The sequence below is a fragment of the Pseudomonas sp. Au-Pse12 genome, assembly GCF_021341665.1.
Taxonomy (GTDB): Bacteria; Pseudomonadota; Gammaproteobacteria; order Pseudomonadales; family Pseudomonadaceae; genus Aquipseudomonas.
This window is the reverse complement of the sequence record NZ_JAJTTH010000011.1, coordinates 56,472-68,982: the sequence shown is the minus strand read 5'-3', so window position 1 is coordinate 68,982 and position 12,511 is coordinate 56,472. Positions and strand designations below refer to the sequence as shown.

Below are 12,511 nucleotides of genomic sequence, written 5' to 3'. Positions count from 1 at the left end.
CCTCAGAGCGGCATCGTGTAATGCAGCGCGTAGCTTTCGATACCGTCGTTGGGGGTTTGAATACCTGCGTTGGAGTAATGCGTGGCACGGATCCCGACTTCATGCCCACCGGCGAAACGCAGGCCGAAACCAATACGGTCTTCGAATTGGAAGGATGAGCCCAGCTTGTTGTCCTCGACCTCGGTGTGGGCAAAGGCTGCCACCCCGATCCCCGCCTCGATGTAGGGCTTGACGCTGGCCCCGGCGAATTCATAGACCAGCACCGGCGAGAACGACAGGCTGTGATTGCTCGACTTCTTGTCGCCATCCCAATAGGTGTAGGCGCCGCTCCAGTAGCCGGTCAGGCGACCGACATCGCTGCGCAGCCAGCTCTTGTCCCACTCCCATTGCATACCCAACCGGTAGGTCTGGGTCGAATCGCTGGTCTGTCCCACGGAGAACTCGACTCCGGCGGCCTGCGCGGAAAAACTGTGCCCCAACAACCCGGCCGCCAGCGCGGCCAAACACAACAGTCGCTTCATCAGGAACGTCCTTTTTCAACGGTTACGTATGGTCTTGTACAACCTTCTGGAAAAGTTATAGAAGCCCGCGCGCGCTCAGAAGTTCAGCAACGGCCGAGGGTTTTTCACGTTTTTTTCACAATTCGAAACGCTGAACGCTACCCGGGCCTTTCCACAGCAGCGGCAATACCTGGACAAAGTGCGGGACGTCGCCGCTGGTCCAGAAACGGGTCTCGCGGGCTGGGCCCCGGGCCCGTAGCTCGCCCTCATCCAGCAGGCGTTGCAACTGCCGGGCAACGGCGCCGCCAGTGTCGATCAGGCTGATGTGCGTCGGCAGCATCTGCACCAGCACCGGCTTGAGAAACGGATAGTGGGTGCACCCCAGGATGATGGTGTCGCAACCGGCCGCCAGCAGCGGTTCGACATAGCCCTGCAACAGTTGCCGCAGAGCGCTGCTGTCGAGGTCGCCGTTTTCGATCATTTCCACCAGACCGGGACAGGGCTGGGTGACCACTTTCACATCCGTGGCAAAGCGGTCGAGCAAGGCGGCGAACTTGGCGCTCTGCAAGGTGCCGGTGGTGGCCAGCACGCCGACCACGCCGCTGCGGGTCGCCGCCGCCGCGGGCTTGACCGCAGGTTCCATGCCGACGATGGGCCAATCCGGGTAATCGCGGCGCAGGTCGGCCACTCCGGCCACGGTGGCGGTGTTGCAGGCCAGGACCAGGGCCTTGGCGCCCTGCTCGCGGAAGTAGCGCGCCATCAGGGCACAACGCTGGCGAATGAACTCCGGGGTCTTTTCGCCATAGGGGATATACCCGCAATCGCCGAAGTACAGCAGCGATTCGTTGGGCAGCAGGTGCTGTATTTCCGCCAATACCGACAGCCCGCCGACACCGGAATCGAACACCGCAATGGGCGCCTCACTCATGCTGAACTCCGCAGACACGGCAACCGGGATCACGCTTCACGCGCAGCTCACGAAAGCGCGTCCCCAGTGCATCGATCAATAACAGTCGGCCCACCAGAGGCTCGCCAAACCCGGCCAGCAGCTTCAGCGCTTCCAGCGCCTGCAGGCTGCCCACGGTGCCCACCAGCGGCCCGAGCACCCCGGCTTCGCTGCAGGTCAGTTCGGCTTCGCTGCCGTGCCCATACAGGCAGTGGTAGCAAGGGCTTTCCGGGCGGCGCGGGTCGAACACCGACAACTGCCCTTCCAGGCGAATCGCCGCACCACTGACCAGGGGCTTGCCGGCCATCACGCAAGCGGCGTTCACCGCCTCGCGGGTGCTGAAGTTGTCCGAGCAATCAAGCACCAGGTCCACCGCGGCCACGGCGGCGGCCAGACTGTCGACATCCAGTGCCTGGCGATGGGGCACCAGGCGGATTTCCGGGTTGAGGGCGGACAGCCGGCTGATGGCCGAATCCACCTTGCTGACCCCGACACTGTGGCTGTCGTGGATGATCTGGCGTTGCAGGTTGGTCAGGTCCACGCTGTCGAAGTCGGCCAGGTGCAGCTCGCCAACCCCGGCGGCCGCCAAGTACAAGGCTGCCGGGGCACCAAGGCCGCCGAGGCCGACAATCAGTACGCGGCTCTGCTTGAGGCGCAATTGGCCGTCGATATCAACGTGCTGCAACAGAATCTGCCGGCTATAGCGCAACAGCTCCTGATCGGTCAGCACGGCAGGCACCCGAGGCTGATGCGCTGATGCCCGCCGAGGTCGACCCGGCTGTGGACTTCGATGAAGCCTTGCGCGGTCAGCAACTCGCGGACCGCCTCCGCCTGGTCGTAACCGTGTTCCAGCATCAGCCAGCCACCGGCCTCCAGGTGTTGCGGGGCCTGGGCGACGATCAGGCGCAGGTCGTCAAGGCCATCCTTGCCCGCCACCAGGGCACTTTCCGGCTCGAAGCGCACGTCGCCGGCCACCAGATGCGGATCGGCCTCGGCAATGTAGGGCGGGTTGCTGATGATCAAGTGAAAGCGCTGGGACTCGATGGAACTGAACCAGTGGCTGCTCAGCACAGTGACGTTGTCCAACTGCAGGCGCTGGCGGTTGCGCTCGGCCAGGGCCACGGCCTCCAGCACCCGGTCCACCGCGGTAACCTGCCAAGCCGGGCGCTCGCTGGCCAGGGCCAGGGCGATGGCGCCGCTGCCAGTGCCCAGGTCGAGGACCTTGGCCGGGGTCGCGGGCAGCAGTTCCAGCGCCGCATCCACCAGCAGTTCGGTGTCCGGACGCGGGATCAGGGTGTGCGGCGCCACTTCCAGGTCGAGTTTCCAGAAGCCTTGCTGGCCGAGGATGTAGGCCACCGGCTCGCCGGAGCGGCGTCGTTGCAGGTATTCAGCGAACACCAGGGCCGCCTCGCTGGGCACGATGCGCTCCGGCCAGGTGTGGAGAAAGCTGCGGGGTTTGCCCAGCGCCGCAGCCAGGAGCAGCTCGGCATCCAGGCGCGGAGTCGGCGAGTCAGGCAGTTGGGCGGCGCGCAGCAGGCTGGCGATGATGGTCATTTACTCACCCAATGCCGCAAGTTGATCGGCCTGATATTCAGCCAGCAGCGGTTCGATGACCGCCTCCACACCCCCGGCGAGGATTTCGTCCAGGGAATACAGGGTCAGGTTGATCCGGTGATCGGTGACCCGGCCCTGGGGGAAGTTGTAGGTGCGGATGCGCTCGGAACGGTCGCCCGAGCCCACCAGCAGCTTGCGTTCGCTGGCTATCGCGTTGGCCGCGGCGCTGGTCTGCTGGTCGTTGAGCTTGGCCGACAGCCAGGACATGGCCCGCGCCCGGTTCTTGTGCTGGGAACGCTCTTCCTGGCACTCCACCACGATCCCCGAAGGGATGTGGGTGATGCGGATCGCCGAGTCGGTCTTGTTCACGTGCTGGCCGCCGGCACCCGAGGAGCGATAGGTGTCGATGCGCAAGTCCGCCGGGTTGATCTCGATGGCTTCCTGTTCGTCCGGTTCGGGCAGCACCGCCACGGTGCAGGCCGAGGTGTGGATACGGCCCTGGGATTCAGTGGCCGGCACCCGCTGCACGCGGTGCGCGCCAGACTCGAATTTCAGCTTGCCGTAGACGTTCTCGCCTTCGACCCGGGCAATCACTTCCTTGTAGCCGCCGTGCTCGCCCTCATTTTCCGAGAGGATCTCCAGCCGCCAGCCGCGCCGTTCGGCGTAGCGCGAATACATGCGGAACAGGTCGCCGGAGAAAATGGCCGCCTCGTCGCCACCGGTACCGGCGCGGATTTCCAGGAACACGTTGCGCCCGTCGTTCGGGTCCTTGGGCAGCAGCATGCGTTGCAGAGCGCTTTCCAGCTCGACCAGTTGTTCCTTGGCCTCGCGCACTTCCTCGGCGGCCATTTCCCGCAGGTCCGGGTCATTGTCCTTGAGCAGCGCCTGGGCGCCTTCGAGGTCCGCCTGGACCTTGAGCACCTGTTTATAGGAAGCAACGATCGGCTCGACCTCCGCGTACTCCTTGGAATAGGCACGGAACTTGGCCTGATCGGAAATGACCTCAGCATCGCCGAGCAAGGCGGTCAGTTCTTCGAAACGATCCTGGAGAATGTCCAGCTTACTGAGCAGTGACGCTTTCATTACGGGGTTTTATCCGATGAGCCCTCACCGAGGGCAAAGAGTTCTTGGGCCATGGCCAGCGCATCGAGGCGGCCTTCGGCGGAGAGCTTTTTCAGCTGCACGCTCGGCGCGTGCAACAATTTGTTGGTCAGGCCGCGGGCCAATTGGGCCAGCACGTCCTCGGCGCCGCTGCCGTTGGCCAGCATGCGCAGGGCTTTCTGCAATTCTTCGTCACGCAGGCGCTCGCTCTGTTGACGATAGGCCTTGAGCACATCCACCGCCGCCAATTCGCGCAGGCGCACCATGAAATCCTCGGCGCCGATGTTCACCAGTTCCTCGGCAGCCTGGGCCGCGCCCTGGCGACTCTTGAGGTTTTCCGCGACCACTTCGTGCAGGTCGTCGACGGTGTAGAGGTAAACGTCGTCCAACTCGCCGACTTCTGACTCGATATCCCGTGGAACGGCGATATCGACCATGAAAATCGGCTTGTGCTTGCGCAGTTTCAAGGCGCTTTCCACCGCGCCTTTACCCAGGATCGGCAGCTGGCTGGCGGTGGAACTGATGACGATGTCGCTGTGCACCAGCTCCTGCGGGATATCCGAAAGCAGCACCGCGTGAGCGCCGAACTGTTCGGCCAGCAAACTGGCGCGTTCCAGGGTGCGGTTGGCCACGACGATGCGCTTGACCCCCAGGTCGTGCAGGTGCCGGGCTACCAGGGTGATGGTCTCGCCCGCACCGATCAGCAACGCCTGGCTGCGTTGCAGGTCGCTGAAAATCTGTTTCGCCAGGCTCACCGCGGCAAAAGCCACAGACACCGGGTTCTCACCAATCGCGGTGTCGGTGCGCACCTGCTTGGCGGCGCTGAAGGTGGCCTGGAACAGCCGGCCCAGCAGCGGCCCGACGGTGCCGGCCTCGCGGGCCACGGCGTAGGCGGACTTCATCTGCCCGAGAATCTGCGGCTCGCCCAGCACCAGCGAATCCAGGCCCGATGCCACCCGCATCATGTGACGAACTGCCGCATCGTCTTCATGCACATAGGCACTGGCGCGAAGCTCGTCTAGGCTCAGGTGGTGATAGTCCGCCAGCCAGCGCAGCACCACATCCGCAGAAAGATGATCCTGTTCTATATAGAGCTCACTGCGATTGCAGGTGGAGAGGATCGCAGCTTCGCGGCTGTCGGTGAGTCGGCAGAGCTGCTGCAAGGCCTCAACCAACTGCTCAGGGGTAAAGGCCACGCGCTCGCGGACGTCTACGGAAGCAGTCTTGTGGTTAATACCGAGTGCAAGGAAGGCCATTCAAGGTCGCTGATGATGTCGAGAAGCCGGCAATTGTCCTACTTCGACCGACGCAGAACAACTACCGCCGACTATTGTCCTAATAGACTGCCTCTGTTCTGGCATCCCGTTGAGTCTCGGTTATGTTTGACCGAAGGCTTGTGTCATGATGATCCGACCGCAGGTTAGTCGCCCTCTTCCTATATGAATAGATCCTCCGCGTTGCTCCTCGCCTTTGTCTTCCTCAGTGGTTGCCAATCCCTGGCACCCATTTCATCGGACGCTACGTCGCCGGTGGAAGACAGCACCTCTGCCCCTGAAAAGCCCAAGGTCTATTCCTCGTTCAGCGAAGACACCGTCTTCAGCCTGCTGAGCGCTGAACTGGCGGGCCAGCGCAATCGTTTCGACATTGCCCTGGACAACTACGTGACCCAGGCCATCAACACCCAGGACCCTGGCATCTCCGAGCGGGCCTTTCGCATCGCCGAGTACCTGGGCGCCGACCAGGCGGCCCTGGACACTGCGCTGATCTGGGCGAAAAACGCGCCTGACGACCTCGAAGCGCAGCGAGCCGCCGCCATCCAGCTGGCCCGGGCCGGACGCTATGACGACTCCATGGCCTATATGGAGAAGGTTCTGCAAGGCAAGGGCGATACCCACTTCGACTTTCTCGCCCTGTCCGCTGCCGACACCGATCAGGACACGCGCAACGGCCTGATGAAAAGCTTCGACCGCCTGCTGCAGAAACACCCACACAACAGCCAGCTGATTTTTGGCAAGGCCTTGCTGATGCAACAGGACGGCGACGCCAAGGAAGCCCTGGCCCTGCTGGAGCAGAACCCGCCAGAAGACGGTGAGGTGGCCCCGCTGCTGCTGCGCGCGCGCCTGCTGCAAAGCCTGAACCGGGGCAAAGAAGCCCTGCCACTGCTGGAAAAAAGCATTCGCAAGTACCCGGACGACAAGCGTCTGCGCCTGACCTACGCCCGCATGCTGGTAGAGCAGGACCGCATGGACGATGCCAAGACCCAGTTCTCGAGCCTGGTCCAGCAGTATCCGGAAGACGACGAACTGCGCTATTCCCTGGCCCTGGTGTGCCTGGAAGCCAAGGCCTGGGAAGAAGCCAAGGGCTATCTGGAAGACCTGATTGCCCGTGAAAGCCACGAAGACTCGGCGCACCTGAACCTGGGGCGGATCGCCGAAGAGCTCAATGACCCGCAAGGGGCGCTGATCGAATACGGCCAGGTCGGCCCGGGCAATGACTACCTGCCGGCACAATTGCGCCAGGCCGATATCCTGATGAACAACGGCCGTACCGATGAGGCACAAAAACGCCTGGTGGCGGCCCGCGACGCCCAGCCCGACTACGCCATCCAGCTGTACCTGATCGAAGTCGAGACCCTGTCGGCGAACAATCAGGGCGAACGTGCCTGGAAAGTCATCCAGCAAGCCCTGCAGCAATACCCCGACGACATGAACCTGCTGTACACCCGCGCGATGCAGGCGGAAAAACGCAACGACCTGGCGCAGATGGAAAAGGACCTGCGCCTGATCATCCAGCACGAACCGGACAACGCCATGGCATTGAACGCCCTGGGCTACACCTTGTCTGACCGCACCACACGCTACGCCGAAGCCAAGACACTGATCGAGCAGGCCCACCAGTTGACTCCGGAAGACCCGGCGGTACTCGACAGCCTGGGCTGGGTGAATTTCCGCCTGGGCAACCTGGACGAGGCCGAGCGCCTGCTGCGCCAGGCCCTGGAACGTTTCCCCGATCAGGAAGTGGCGGCGCACCTGGGTGAAGTGCTGTGGAACAACGGCAAGCAGCGCGAGGCCAAGCAGATCTGGCGCAAGTTCCTCAAGGAGCAGCCGGACAGCCCCGTGCTACGCAGTACCATCAAACGCCTGACCGGATCAGAGACTCTTTAAGACCATGCTTTTGCGCCACTTCATTGTTTTCAGCTTTATCGCCCTGCTGGCCGGTTGTGCCGGCTTCGGTGCCCGCGAGTCCGTCCAGGGCCAGGGCAATCCCGCGCAATGGCGCCTGCACAAAGACCAACTGACCCGCCTCGACGGCTGGCAGATCAACGGCAAGATCGGCATTCGCGCCCCGAAGGACTCGGGTAGCGGCACCCTGTTCTGGCTGCAGCGCCAGGACTACTACGACATTCGCCTGTCCGGCCCGCTGGGCCGTGGCGCCGCGCGCCTGACCGGTCGTCCCGGCCAGGTCAGCCTGGAAGTGGCCAACCAGGGCCGCTATGAAGCTGCAAGCCCGGAAACCCTCCTGGAAGAACAGCTGGGCTGGAAACTGCCGGTGTCTCATCTGGCCTGGTGGGTTCGCGGCCTGCCCGCCCCCGACAGCAAAAGCCGCCTGACCCTGGACGGCGACAGCCACCTGGCCAGCCTGGAACAGGATGGCTGGCAGGTGGAATACAGCAGCTACTCGCAGCAGAACGGTTATTGGCTGCCCGAGCGAATCAAACTGCACGGCAGCGACCTTGACGTCACCCTGGTGATCAAGGAATGGCAGCCACGCAAGCTGGGGCAATGAGATGCCCGTGAAAAAACTGACCCTGCCCTCGCCGGCCAAACTCAACCTGATGCTGCATATCCTCGGTCGTCGCGAAGACGGTTATCACGAGTTGCAGACCCTGTTCCAGTTTCTCGACTACGGCGATGAAATCACCTTCGCCCTGCGTGATGACGGCGTGATTCGCCTGCATACCGAGTTCGAGGGCGTGCCCCACGACAGCAACCTGATCGTCAAGGCGGCAAAGAAACTCCAGGAACAGTCCGGCAGTACGCTGGGCATCGACATCTGGATCGACAAGATTCTGCCCATGGGCGGCGGTATCGGCGGCGGCAGTTCGAATGCCGCCACCACCTTGCTGGGCCTCAACCACCTGTGGCAACTGGGCTGGGACGAAGACCGGCTGGCCGCACTCGGTCTGACCCTGGGCGCCGACGTCCCGGTTTTCGTGCGTGGGCATGCCGCTTTCGCCGAAGGCGTCGGGGAAAAACTCACCCCCGAATACCCCGAAGAACCCTGGTATCTGGTGCTGGTGCCGCAAGTGTCTGTTAGTACAGCAGAAATTTTTTCAGATCCGTTGTTGACACGCGACACCGCGCCCATTAAAGTGCGCCCCGTTCCCAAGGGAAACAGCAGAAACGACTGCCTTCCGGTAGTCGCAAGGCGTTATCCAGAAGTACGTAACGCATTGAATTTGCTAGGTAAATTTACCGAAGCAAAACTGACTGGAACTGGAAGTTGTGTGTTTGGGGGCTTCCCAAGCAAAGCTGAAGCTGATAAAGTCTCGGCCCTTCTTACAGAGACCCTTACAGGGTTTGTGGCAAAAGGAAGCAACGTTTCGATGTTGCATCGCAAGCTGCAAAGTCTGCTCTAAAGGAACCGAGTGCCAGGCATTCGAAGCAACAGATACAGGGGCGTCGCCAAGCGGTAAGGCAGCAGGTTTTGATCCTGCCATGCGTTGGTTCGAATCCAGCCGCCCCTGCCATTTTCCTTATACTCATCCAGGTATACCCTCAGCCTTCAGGTACTGCGCGTGTCCAAGATGATGGTCTTTACGGGGAACGCTAACCCCGATCTGGCTCGGCGTGTCGTACGTCAGCTGCATATCCCTCTCGGTGACATCTCTGTTGGAAAATTTTCCGACGGCGAAATTACTGCCGAGATCAATGAAAATGTCCGCGGTAAAGACGTCTTCATTATTCAGCCGACTTGCGCTCCGACCAACGATAACCTGATGGAACTCGTCGTGATGGCTGATGCCTTCCGTCGCTCCTCAGCTACTCGTATCACTGCTGTTATTCCTTATTTTGGTTATGCCCGTCAGGATCGCCGTCCGCGTTCCGCACGTGTGGCTATCAGCGCGAAAGTCGTCGCTGACATGCTTACCGTAGTCGGCATCGACCGTGTTCTCACGGTTGATCTGCATGCTGACCAGATTCAGGGTTTCTTCGATATTCCGGTAGATAACATCTACGGTTCCCCGGTTCTGGTGGATGACATCGAAGATCAGCGTTTCGAAAACCTGATGATCGTGTCCCCGGACATTGGTGGCGTCGTGCGTGCACGTGCCGTGGCCAAGTCGCTGGGCGTGGATCTCGGGATCATCGACAAGCGTCGTGAGAAAGCCAATCACTCCGAAGTGATGCATATCATCGGCGACGTCGAAGGACGCACCTGCATTCTGGTCGATGACATGGTCGATACCGCCGGCACACTGTGCCACGCGGCCAAGGCCCTGAAAGAGCATGGCGCAGCCAAGGTCTTTGCCTACTGCACACACCCTGTGCTGTCGGGCCGGGCCATCGAGAACATTGAAAATTCCGTGCTGGACGAGCTGGTGGTGACCAACACCATCCCGCTGTCCGCTGCAGCACAAGCCTGCGCGCGTATCCGTCAACTGGATATCGCACCGGTAGTTGCCGAAGCGGTTCGCCGTATCAGCAACGAAGAATCGATCAGCGCGATGTTCCGCTAGGGCTCGTCCCTGGCAAAACATCCCGATGACGAAAAGCGCCCCGTCCCAACCTGTGTTGGGACGGGGCTTTTTTGCCCATATCGCCTTTAGCGCTGGTCGCAAACGCTGGGGCGAGTGTGGTTATTTTGGAGATACAACATGAACGATTTTACTCTGAATGCTGAAGTGCGTTCCGACCTGGGGAAAGGTGCGAGCCGCCGCCTGCGTCGTCTCGCAAGCCTGGTTCCAGCTGTAGTTTACGGTGGCGACAAAGCCCCTGAATCCATCAGCATGCTGGCCAAAGAAGTCGCCAAGCTGCTGGAAAACGAAGCTGCCTACAGCCACATCATCGAACTGAACGTTGGTGGCACCAAGCAGAACGTTGTGATCAAAGCCCTGCAACGTCACCCGGCCAAAGGCCACGTGATGCACGCTGACTTCGTTCGCGTGGTTGCTGGTCAGAAACTGACCGCCATGGTTCCAGTGCACCTGATCAACGAAGCAGCACCGATCAAGAAAGGCGGCGAGATCTTCCGCGCAGCCACCGAGATCGAAGTTTCCTGCCTGCCGAAAGACCTGCCTGAGTTCATCGAAGTCGACATGGCTGAAACCGACGTCGGCACCGTGATCCACCTGTCCAACCTCAACGCTCCTAAAGGCGTTGAGTTTGTTGCTCTGGCACACGGCAACGACCTGGCAGTAGCCAACGTCTACGCACCACGTGTTGCTTCTGAGAAAGAAGAAGGCGCAGCAGAGTAATTCACTCTGACGCCGGAGTTGAACGGAACACATCGCGGACTGGAACGTAGCGAGAAAGCGGGCGAGAACGCGAAGTTTGCCGCAAGGCAACCGAGCTCTTGTCGTCCCCTTTCGCCGTAGCACCGGTTGCGGCGATGTTATCCACCACTCCAAAGAAGGGCCCCTATCGTGACTGCCATCAAACTGATCGTTGGCCTGGGTAATCCAGGCGCCGAATACGAACAGACCCGGCATAACGCAGGGGCCCTTTTTGTTGAGCGCGTCGCCGAAAAACAAGGTGTCAACCTTGTCGCCGATCGCAAATATTTCGGCCTGACCGGGCGCTTCAGTCACCAGGGTCAGGACATTCGTCTGTTGATTCCCACCACCTACATGAACCGCAGCGGCCAGGCCGTGGCGGCGCTTGCCGGCTTCTTTCGCATCAAGCCGGAAGAGATCCTGGTGGCCCACGACGAACTCGACTTGCCACCCGGCGTCGCCAAGCTCAAGACCGGCGGCGGGCATGGCGGGCACAACGGACTGCGGGACATCATCGCGCAGCTCGGTAATCAGAATACCTTTCACCGCCTGCGGCTCGGCATTGGCCACCCGGGTGTTGCCAGTATGGTTTCAAACTTTGTCCTGGGTCGTGCGCCACGCGCCGAACAGGAAAAACTCGATGCCAGCATCGATTTTGCCCTCGGCGTGCTGCCGGATATCTTCGCCGGTGAATGGAACCGCGCGATGAAAAACCTGCACAGCCAGAAGGCCTGACTCTACTCCTCGGGGAATACACCATGGGATTCAATTGCGGCATCGTCGGCCTGCCTAACGTCGGCAAGTCCACCCTGTTCAACGCCCTGACCAAATCCGGGATCGCGGCCGAGAACTTCCCCTTCTGCACCATCGAGCCCAACAGCGGTATCGTGCCGATGCCCGACCCGCGCCTGGATGCCCTGGCGGCGATCGTCGTGCCGGAGCGCGTGCTGCCGACCACCATGGAGTTCGTCGACATCGCCGGCCTGGTGGCCGGTGCCTCGAAAGGTGAAGGCCTGGGTAACAAGTTCCTGGCCAACATCCGCGAAACCGATGCCATTGCCCACGTGGTTCGCTGCTTCGAAGACGACAACGTGATCCACGTGTCCAACAGCGTCGACCCCAAGCGCGACATCGAGATCATCGACCTGGAACTGATCTTCGCCGACCTCGACAGCTGCGAGAAACAGCTGCAGAAAGTCGCTCGCAACGCCAAGGGCGGTGACAAGGATGCGGTGGCCCAGAAAGCCCTGCTGGAGCAGCTGATTGCCCACTTCACCGAAGGCAAGCCGGCCCGCAGCCTGATGAAGGACATGAGCAGCGACGAGAAGCTGATCATCCGTGGCTTCCACCTGCTGACCACCAAGCCGGTGATGTACATCGCCAACGTTGCCGAAGACGGCTTCGAGAACAACCCGCTGCTGGACGTGGTCAAGGCCATCGCCGAAGAAGAAGGCGCCATGGTGGTGCCGGTGTGCAACAAGATCGAAGCGGAAATCGCCGAGCTTGAAGACGGCGAAGAAAAGGACATGTTCCTCGAGGCCCTGGGCCTGGAAGAGCCTGGCCTGAACCGGGTGATTCGCGCTGGCTACGAAATGCTCAACCTGCAGACCTACTTCACCGCCGGGGTGAAGGAAGTCCGCGCCTGGACCGTGCGCGTCGGCGCCACCGCGCCACAAGCGGCCGCCGTGATCCACACCGACTTCGAGAAAGGCTTCATCCGCGCCGAGGTCATCGCCTACAACGACTTCATCCAGTTCAAGGGTGAAGCCGGTGCCAAGGAAGCCGGTAAATGGCGCCTGGAAGGCAAGGAATACATCGTCAAGGATGGCGACGTGATGCACTTCCGCTTCAACGTTTAATCCCCTTCAGCCCCATTGCCTGGCAATGGGGCTGATTCCCCCGCTTCATCCAGCG

The 12,511-nt window shown here is 61.3% G+C and carries 13 protein-coding genes and 1 tRNA gene; 8 read left to right on the top strand and 6 right to left on the bottom strand.

Annotated elements, in window-relative coordinates:
* Positions 1 to 2 precede the first annotated feature (2 nt).
* The 6 genes from LXM55_RS26290 to hemA form a co-directional block, all read right to left on the bottom strand.
* On the bottom strand, positions 3 to 521 hold the full coding sequence (locus LXM55_RS26290; RefSeq protein WP_233323075.1) for an acyloxyacyl hydrolase: 519 nt from the start codon (positions 519 to 521) through the stop codon (positions 3 to 5).
* Between the two features lie 115 nt (positions 522 to 636).
* Positions 637 to 1,428 carry a glutamate racemase gene (gene murI, locus LXM55_RS26285; protein ID WP_233323074.1) on the bottom strand — a complete coding sequence of 264 codons (792 nt, stop codon included), beginning with the start codon at positions 1,426 to 1,428 and terminating at the stop codon, positions 637 to 639.
* Positions 1,421 to 2,176 (bottom strand): molybdopterin-synthase adenylyltransferase MoeB, encoded by a 756-nt coding sequence (locus LXM55_RS26280; protein ID WP_233323073.1) that lies wholly within the window; start codon positions 2,174 to 2,176, stop codon positions 1,421 to 1,423. The genes murI and LXM55_RS26280 overlap by 8 nt, the downstream gene beginning before the upstream one ends.
* Positions 2,170 to 3,000 (bottom strand): peptide chain release factor N(5)-glutamine methyltransferase, encoded by an 831-nt coding sequence (gene prmC / locus LXM55_RS26275; protein WP_233323072.1) that lies wholly within the window; start codon positions 2,998 to 3,000, stop codon positions 2,170 to 2,172. Before prmC ends, LXM55_RS26280 begins: the two co-directional genes overlap by 7 nt.
* On the bottom strand, positions 3,001 to 4,083 hold the full coding sequence (gene prfA / locus LXM55_RS26270; protein WP_233323071.1) for a peptide chain release factor 1: 1,083 nt from the start codon (positions 4,081 to 4,083) through the stop codon (positions 3,001 to 3,003). It lies immediately after the preceding gene.
* A complete protein-coding gene (gene hemA / locus LXM55_RS26265; protein ID WP_233323070.1) occupies positions 4,083 to 5,357 on the bottom strand; it encodes a glutamyl-tRNA reductase in 1,275 nt (424 codons plus the stop codon). The genes prfA and hemA overlap by 1 nt, the downstream gene beginning before the upstream one ends.
* Before the next feature lie 183 nt (positions 5,358 to 5,540).
* Here hemA and LXM55_RS26260 point away from each other — a divergent pair, with 183 nt between their 5' ends.
* The 8 genes from LXM55_RS26260 (at position 5,541) to ychF (ending at position 12,456) form a co-directional block, all read left to right on the top strand.
* Complete coding sequence (locus LXM55_RS26260; RefSeq protein WP_233323069.1) at positions 5,541 to 7,265, top strand: tetratricopeptide repeat protein; 1,725 nt, start codon at positions 5,541 to 5,543, stop codon at positions 7,263 to 7,265.
* 4 nt (positions 7,266 to 7,269) lie between these two features.
* Positions 7,270 to 7,887: a lipoprotein insertase outer membrane protein LolB gene (lolB, locus tag LXM55_RS26255; protein WP_233323068.1), complete on the top strand. Its 618-nt coding sequence runs from the start codon at positions 7,270 to 7,272 to the stop codon at positions 7,885 to 7,887.
* A 1-nt stretch (position 7,888) separates the two neighbouring features.
* The gene (ispE, locus tag LXM55_RS26250; protein ID WP_233323067.1) at positions 7,889 to 8,740 is read left to right on the top strand and encodes a 4-(cytidine 5'-diphospho)-2-C-methyl-D-erythritol kinase; all 852 of its coding nucleotides are present in this window, start codon (positions 7,889 to 7,891) and stop codon (positions 8,738 to 8,740) included.
* A gap of 36 nt (positions 8,741 to 8,776) precedes the next feature.
* A tRNA-Gln gene (locus LXM55_RS26245) sits at positions 8,777 to 8,851 on the top strand.
* A gap of 48 nt (positions 8,852 to 8,899) precedes the next feature.
* Positions 8,900 to 9,841: a ribose-phosphate pyrophosphokinase gene (locus LXM55_RS26240; RefSeq protein WP_003171603.1), complete on the top strand. Its 942-nt coding sequence runs from the start codon at positions 8,900 to 8,902 to the stop codon at positions 9,839 to 9,841.
* Positions 9,842 to 9,979: 138 nt separating this feature from the next.
* Complete coding sequence (locus LXM55_RS26235; RefSeq protein ID WP_233323066.1) at positions 9,980 to 10,579, top strand: 50S ribosomal protein L25/general stress protein Ctc; 600 nt, start codon at positions 9,980 to 9,982, stop codon at positions 10,577 to 10,579.
* Between the two features lie 168 nt (positions 10,580 to 10,747).
* On the top strand, positions 10,748 to 11,332 hold the full coding sequence (pth, locus tag LXM55_RS26230) for an aminoacyl-tRNA hydrolase (protein ID WP_047306057.1): 585 nt from the start codon (positions 10,748 to 10,750) through the stop codon (positions 11,330 to 11,332).
* 23 nt (positions 11,333 to 11,355) lie between these two features.
* A complete protein-coding gene (ychF, locus tag LXM55_RS26225) occupies positions 11,356 to 12,456 on the top strand; it encodes a redox-regulated ATPase YchF (RefSeq protein WP_016967414.1) in 1,101 nt (366 codons plus the stop codon).
* Positions 12,457 to 12,511: the final 55 nt, after the last annotated feature.

Excerpts from the sequence above, each read along its gene's own strand:
- LXM55_RS26290 (WP_233323075.1), bottom strand. The coding sequence starts at position 521 with ATGAAGCGACTGTTGTGTTTGGCCGCGCTGGCGGCCGGGTTGTTGGGG.
- murI (WP_233323074.1), bottom strand. The coding sequence starts at position 1,428 with ATGAGTGAGGCGCCCATTGCGGTGTTCGATTCCGGTGTCGGCGGGCTG.
- prmC (WP_233323072.1), bottom strand. The coding sequence starts at position 3,000 with ATGACCATCATCGCCAGCCTGCTGCGCGCCGCCCAACTGCCTGACTCG.
- prfA (WP_233323071.1), bottom strand. The coding sequence starts at position 4,083 with ATGAAAGCGTCACTGCTCAGTAAGCTGGACATTCTCCAGGATCGTTTC.
- hemA (WP_233323070.1), bottom strand. The coding sequence starts at position 5,357 with ATGGCCTTCCTTGCACTCGGTATTAACCACAAGACTGCTTCCGTAGAC.
- LXM55_RS26260 (WP_233323069.1), top strand. The coding sequence starts at position 5,541 with ATGAATAGATCCTCCGCGTTGCTCCTCGCCTTTGTCTTCCTCAGTGGT.
- lolB (WP_233323068.1), top strand. The coding sequence starts at position 7,270 with ATGCTTTTGCGCCACTTCATTGTTTTCAGCTTTATCGCCCTGCTGGCC.
- ispE (WP_233323067.1), top strand. The coding sequence starts at position 7,889 with ATGCCCGTGAAAAAACTGACCCTGCCCTCGCCGGCCAAACTCAACCTG.
- LXM55_RS26235 (WP_233323066.1), top strand. The coding sequence starts at position 9,980 with ATGAACGATTTTACTCTGAATGCTGAAGTGCGTTCCGACCTGGGGAAA.
- ychF (WP_016967414.1), top strand. The coding sequence starts at position 11,356 with ATGGGATTCAATTGCGGCATCGTCGGCCTGCCTAACGTCGGCAAGTCC.